Source organism: Enterovirga sp. (assembly GCF_028290205.1).
In the GTDB taxonomy this organism is placed as follows: domain Bacteria; phylum Pseudomonadota; class Alphaproteobacteria; order Rhizobiales; family Beijerinckiaceae; genus Enterovirga.
In genome coordinates, this window is record NZ_JAQGKF010000099.1 from 69,511 (window position 1) to 75,510 (window position 6,000).

The following is a 6,000-nucleotide window of genomic DNA, read 5'->3' on the forward strand; positions in this document are numbered from 1 at the left end:
CGCGCGCTGCTTGACCCTGGAATTCCGTTCTGTACGGGTACAAAGCTTGCTGCGGCGCTCGTCGGGTTGGGGGCGCGTCATTCATCAGGGCCGCAATTGTGGGTCGGCCTCCATGGTCGAGGCTGGGCCGGTGTCTTAGAGGGGTTGAGTTGACAGGCGATCAGGACACTCCGCTGAAACGGCCGGTTTTCACCAGTCGCATTGGGTGCGGACGTTGAAGCGCAAGGTTCGGGTCGGCCTCGTCGGAGTCGGCAACTGCGCCTCGTCCTTCGTCCAGGGGCTGACCTACTACGCGGGCGCGGCCTCGAACGAGCCCGTACCCGGCCTGATGAACGTCGACCTCGGCGGATACCATGTCGGCGACATCGAGATCTCGGCGGCGTTCGACGTCAGCGCCCGCAAGGTCGGCCTCGACGTATCCGAGGCGATTTTTGCGCCGCTGAACAACACGCACAAATTCTCCGATGTCGGGCCGTCCGGGGTCCAGGTGCAGCGAGGGCCGACGCTCGACGGCATCGGCCGCTACCTTCAGGATCGGATCGAGGAATCCGACGCGCCGGTCGCGAACGTCGCCGACGTGCTGCTCGCGACCAAGACCGACATCCTGGTCTCCTACCTGCCGGTCGGGTCGCAGCAGGCGACCGAGTTCTATGCCGAACAGGCGATCGCGGCCGGATGCGGGTTCGTGAACTGCATCCCGGTCTTTATCGCCTCCGACCCGGCCTGGCGGCGCCGGTTCGAGCAGCGCGGGCTGCCCATCATCGGGGACGACATCAAGAGCCAGGTGGGCGCCACCATCGTCCACCGGACGCTGGCCAATCTGTTCCGGGACCGGGGCGTGCGGCTCGACCGCACCTACCAGCTCAATTTCGGCGGCAATTCCGACTTCCAGAACATGCTGGAGCGCGAGCGGCTGGAATCGAAGAAGATCTCCAAGACCCAGGCCGTCACGAGCCAGCTCGACATCCCGCTCGGCCCCGATCAGATCCATGTCGGGCCGAGCGACTACGTGCCCTGGCTGACCGACCGCAAATGGGCCCATATCCGGCTCGAAGGCACGACCTTCGGCGGCGTGCCGCTGAACGTCGAGCTCAAGCTCGAGGTGTGGGATTCGCCGAATTCGGCCGGCGTGGTTATCGACGCGGTCCGCTGCGCCAAGCTCGCGCTCGATCGCGGCATCGCCGGGGCTCTGGTCGGACCCTCGAGCTACTTCATGAAGTCGCCGCCGCGGCAATTCACCGACGACGAGGCGCGTGAGCGCTGTCGGGCCTTCGTGGACGGGAGCGCGCCGGGTGAGTGAGGCGGCCACCACCGTCTTTCTGGTCCGGCACGGCGCGCACGATCTGCTCGGCCGCATCGTGGCCGGCCGGATGGAGGGGGTCGCGCTCAATCCGGAAGGGCGGGCCCAGGCTGCCCGTGCCGCCGCGCGGCTCGCCCGCGAACGCATCGGCGCCCTGTACGCCAGTCCGGTGCAGCGGGCGCGGGAGACGGCGGGCCCGATCGCGGCCGCGCTCGCTCTGCCGGTCGGCGAGGCGCCCGGTCTGACCGAACTCGATTACGGAAGCTGGACGGGGCGGGACCTCGCCGGGCTTGATGACGACCCGCGCTGGTCCGACTGGAACCACCGCCGCGCCAACACCCGCATTCCGGACGGGGAGAGCATGGCCGAGGTGTCCGCTCGCGGCGCCCAGGCGATCGAGGGCTGGCGCCGGTCCCATCCTGGCGAGGGCGTTGCCGCGACCACGCATGGCGACGTCATCAAGGCCGTGGTCTGCGGCCTGATCGGCCTCTCCTTCGACCGGGTGCACGATTTCGAGGTCGGGCCCGGCTCCGTGACCAGCCTCGTGGTCTGGCAGGGCGGCGGCAAGCTTCTGACCCTGAACGAGATCCCGGCGTGAAGATCGTCGTCTTCGGCCTGACCGTGTCGTCTTCGTGGGGCAACGGCCACGCCACGCTCTGGCGCGGGCTGGCCGGCGCGCTCGCCCGGCGCGGGCACCACGTCGTGTTCTACGAAAAGGACACGCAATGGTACGCGGCCGCGCGCGACCTCCACGACTGGCAGGCCGGCGAACTCGTGATCTATCCCGACTGGGCCGACATCGCCGGCCGCGCCGCCGATGACATCGCCTCGGCCGACGTCGCCATGGTGACGTCGTACTGCCCGGACGCGATCCGGGCCACCGAAGCGGTCCTCGGAGCCTCCCGCGCCACCCGGATCTTCTACGACCTCGACACGCCGGTCACCCTGTCGCGCCTCGCTCAGGGCGTCGATTACATCGGGCCGGACGGTCTCGGCGGGTTCGACCTCGTGCTCAGCTACACGGGCGGGCGGGCGCTGGACGACCTCCGGCTCCGCCTCGGCGCGCGCCGCGTCGCGCCGCTCTACGGCCATGTCGATCCGGCCGTGCACCGCCCGACCCAGCCGAGCGAGCGCTTCCGGGCCGATCTGTCCTATCTCGGCACCTATGCGGCCGACCGACAGGCGGCGCTCGAACAGCTGTTCATCGCGCCGGCCCGCGAGCTGCCGGATCGCCGCTTCCTGATCGGCGGGGCCCAGTATCCGCAGAACTTCCCCTGGACCGAGAACATCTTCTTTGTCCGGCACCTGCCGCCGGCCGAGCATCCGGCCTTCTTTTCGTCCGGCCGCCTCACGCTCAACGTCACCCGCGAGGCGATGGCCGCCATGGGCTGGTGCCCGTCCGGCCGGCTGTTCGAGGCTGCGGCCTGCGGCGCGCCGATCCTGACCGACAGCTGGGAGGGTCTCGAGAGCTTCTTCGCGCCCGGTCGCGAGATCCTGGTCGCGTCCACGACCGCGCAGGCGGTCGACGCGCTGGCGCTCGGCGATGCCGAACTCGCCCGCATCGCAGCGGCCGCCCGCGAGCGGGTGCTGGCGGAACACACCTCCGACCGCCGGGCCGTCGATTTCGAGAATGCGCTGGACCTCGTCCGCGCGCCCGCCCGCCGTGATTTCGCTTCGGCCGGAGCCTGACCATGTGGGGCATCGTACCGGCCGCCGGTCGCGGCAGCCGCATCCAGCCCCTCGCCTTTTCCAAGGAACTCCTGCCGGTCGGCTCACGCCTCGAGGACGGGGTGGAACGCCCCTGCGCCGTGAGTGAATACCTGGTCGAACGGATGATCCGGGGCGGGGCCAGCAAGATCTGCTTCGTGATCTCGCCCGGCAAGTCGGACATCCTCGCCTATTACGGCGCGGGCTACCGGGACGCGGCCTTCGCCTATGTGGTGCAGCCGCGGGCGGCCGGGCTCTGTGACGCGATCTTCCGGGCCGCGCCCCTGATCGCGCCGGACGAGCCCGTGATGGTCGGCCTGCCCGATACCGTGTGGTTTCCGGACGATGCGCTGGCCCGCCTGCCCGACGACCAGCTGTCGTTCCTGCTCTTCCCCGTCGACAACCCGGCTCAGTTCGATGCCGTGGTGCAGGACGAAACCGGCCGCGTCTTGGAGATCCAGGTGAAGCGGCCGGACGCGCGGTCGAACTGGATCTGGGGCGCGTTCAAGATGCCCGGACGCGTCCTGCACGAGCTCGTCGCCCTTTGGCACGAGCGCAACCGGGAGGACGAGTACATCGGTACCTTGGTGAATGCCTATCTGGCCGCCGGCGGCCGCGCCGTGGGCGTCCGGGCCGGCGAAAGCTATGTCGATGTCGGCACGCTCGGCGGGTATCGCTCGGCCGTCACCCTGCTGGGCGAAGCCGGCGCGGGCCGTTTCGGCTCGGGCGCGCATGTCGGCCTCGCCCGGCCCGACGGACAGCGCGGGGACCCGGAGCCTACGCGATGAACCAGCCTCTTCCGGCTGAGGAGATCCGGCGGCGGGCCGAACAGCTCGGCCCGTGGTTCCACAACATCGACCTCGGCGGCGTCTGGACCGCGCCGGGGCATTTCCTCGGCGATTATCCGAACGTGAAGTTCCAGGGCTTCGCGCACGTGCTGCCGGCCGATCTCACCGGCAAGTCGGTGCTCGACATCGGCTGCAACGGCGGCTTCTACGCGATGGAGATGAAGCGGCGGGGCGCGGCCCGCGTGCTGGGCATCGATTTCGACGAGGATTACCTCGCCCAGGCCCGCTTCGCGGCCGAAGTAAAGGGCTACGACATCGAGTTCGCGCAGCTCTCCGTCTACGACGTGGCCGCGCTGGGTGAGCGCTTCGACCTCGTGGTCTTCATGGGCGTGCTCTACCACCTGCGCCACCCGCTGCTCGCGCTCGACCTGATCCACGAACACGTGGCCGGCGATCTCCTCCTGTTCCAGTCCATGCAGCGCGGCTCGGCCGAGATCGACGCCGTGCCCGAGGATGCCGACTTCTTCGACCAGGCGATGTTCGACCGGCCCGGCTATCCCAGGATGCACTTCATCGAGAAGAGCTACGCGGGCGACCCCACCAATTGGTGGGCGCCCAACGCTGCCTGCTCGGCCGCCATGCTGCGCTCGGCCGGGTTCGAGATTCTGGAGCACCCCGAGAGCGAGGTGTTCCTGTGCCGGCGCACCGAGATCGAGACGCCGCCCTGGTCGGGGCCCGTCTATCCGGCCCGGGGAAAGGAGACCGTCCGATGATCGAAGCCGCGATGATCTGGAACGAGCCGAACAACAAGTCGCATTGGGACCCGGCCGTCGACCCCGACTGGACCAAGTTCGCCGCGATGGCCAAGCTCGCCGGGCAGGCCATCCGGGCCGAGAACGCCACCCTGCCGCGGGTGCTGGGCGGCATGTCGCCGATCGACCCCTCCTTCGTGAACCGGCTCGCCGGCTACGGGCTGATGGACCATGTCGACGCGCTGGCCGTGCACGGCTTCCCGCTCGACTGGAACCTGTGGTCGATCCACGACTGGCCCGCCAAGCTGGACGAGATCCGGGCCGTCACGGACAAGCCGATCTGGGTGTCCGAGGTCGGCATCTCGACCTTCGGGGCGGAGGAGGTCCAGCTCTGGGGCCTGCGCCGCACGGCCGAGCTGCTGCGCGGCCGCGCCCCCCGCATCCACTGGTACAGCCTCTACGACCTGCCGCAGGCCTGGGAGGCCACGACGCGGCACAAGGAGGCGGAAGGCTCCTCCTATTACCGCCACTTCGCCATGGGGCTCCTGCGCGAGGACGGCACGCCAAAGGCCGCGGCCGGGATTTTCCCCGAGTTCACGCCCGATCTCGGCCTCTGCCAGTGGTTCCATTACGAGGACCACCGGCTGGACGATGCCGTCGCCTGGATGAAGCGGCTCGGCGTCACCTATCTGCGAACCGGCCTGTCCTGGGCGGATTCGTTCCGGCCGGACGCCCTGCGGTGGTTCGACCGGCAGATGGAAGCGCTGCGCGATTTCGACGTCACCGTGACCTTCTGCTTCACGCCCGAGCATCTCGGCATCGAGCCGCACCACACCAGCGCGCCGCGGGAACCGGAGCTGTTCGCCGAGTTCTGCGCCGCCATGATCCGGCGCTATGCACCGGCGGCGGTCCGGGCCGCCGCCGAATAGTGGCTGCCCCTCAGCGGGCCGAGGCATGACCGCCTGCGGGGATCCGGCGGCCGCGAGTCGCTTCCTGGCGCTCGCGACCGCGCCATCCCGGCCCCGCATCGACACGCCGGTCGTGGTCGTGGTGGCCCATCCGGACGACGAGAGCCTGGCCTGTGGCGCGCTCCTGCCGCGCCTCGGCGACGTGGCCGTGATCCACGTCACCGACGGTGCGCCGCGGAACGGCGGCTACGCGTGCCGGCACGGCTTTGCGGATCTGCCGGCCTATGCGGCCGCGCGCCGACGGGAGGTGCAGGCTGCCCTCGCCGTCGCCGGGGTGGGTCCGGACCGGGCCATCTGCCTGGACGTGCCCGACCAGGCTGCGGCGCCGGAGATCGCCGGCATCGCCCGGCAGCTCGTGCCGCGTCTCCCCGGAGCCGGGATCGTGCTCACCCACGCCCTGGAGGGCGGCCACCCGGACCATGACGCGGTCGCGGTCGCGGTTCGGGCCGCCTGCCGTCTCGCCGGCCCGAACGCCCCGACCGTCG

7 protein-coding genes are annotated in these 6,000 nt (G+C 70.0%); all 7 read left to right on the plus strand.

The window, feature by feature from the left end; all coding sequences use genetic code 11:
• Positions 1 to 214: 214 nt before the first annotated feature.
• Positions 215 to 1,300 (plus strand): inositol-3-phosphate synthase, encoded by a 1,086-nt coding sequence (locus JWR86_RS06940; RefSeq protein WP_299562696.1) that lies wholly within the window; start codon positions 215 to 217, stop codon positions 1,298 to 1,300.
• Positions 1,293 to 1,898 carry a histidine phosphatase family protein gene (locus JWR86_RS06945; protein ID WP_299562699.1) on the plus strand — a complete coding sequence of 202 codons (606 nt, stop codon included), beginning with the start codon at positions 1,293 to 1,295 and terminating at the stop codon, positions 1,896 to 1,898. The genes JWR86_RS06940 and JWR86_RS06945 overlap by 8 nt, the downstream gene beginning before the upstream one ends.
• Positions 1,895 to 2,989: a glycosyltransferase gene (locus JWR86_RS06950; RefSeq protein WP_299562702.1), complete on the plus strand. Its 1,095-nt coding sequence runs from the start codon at positions 1,895 to 1,897 to the stop codon at positions 2,987 to 2,989. Before JWR86_RS06945 ends, JWR86_RS06950 begins: the two co-directional genes overlap by 4 nt.
• A gap of 2 nt (positions 2,990 to 2,991) precedes the next feature.
• Positions 2,992 to 3,795, plus strand: a complete 804-nt coding sequence (locus JWR86_RS06955; RefSeq protein ID WP_299562705.1) for a nucleotidyltransferase family protein — start codon at positions 2,992 to 2,994, stop codon at positions 3,793 to 3,795.
• Positions 3,792 to 4,568, plus strand: a complete 777-nt coding sequence (locus JWR86_RS06960) for a TIGR04290 family methyltransferase (protein WP_299562708.1) — start codon at positions 3,792 to 3,794, stop codon at positions 4,566 to 4,568. Before JWR86_RS06955 ends, JWR86_RS06960 begins: the two co-directional genes overlap by 4 nt.
• On the plus strand, positions 4,565 to 5,476 hold the full coding sequence (locus tag JWR86_RS06965) for a beta-xylosidase (protein WP_299562711.1): 912 nt from the start codon (positions 4,565 to 4,567) through the stop codon (positions 5,474 to 5,476). The genes JWR86_RS06960 and JWR86_RS06965 overlap by 4 nt, the downstream gene beginning before the upstream one ends.
• Positions 5,477 to 5,501: 25 nt before the next feature.
• Positions 5,502 to 6,000, plus strand: a 499-nt coding sequence (locus JWR86_RS06970) for a PIG-L family deacetylase (RefSeq protein WP_299562714.1), incomplete at its 3' end; no start/stop codon positions are given.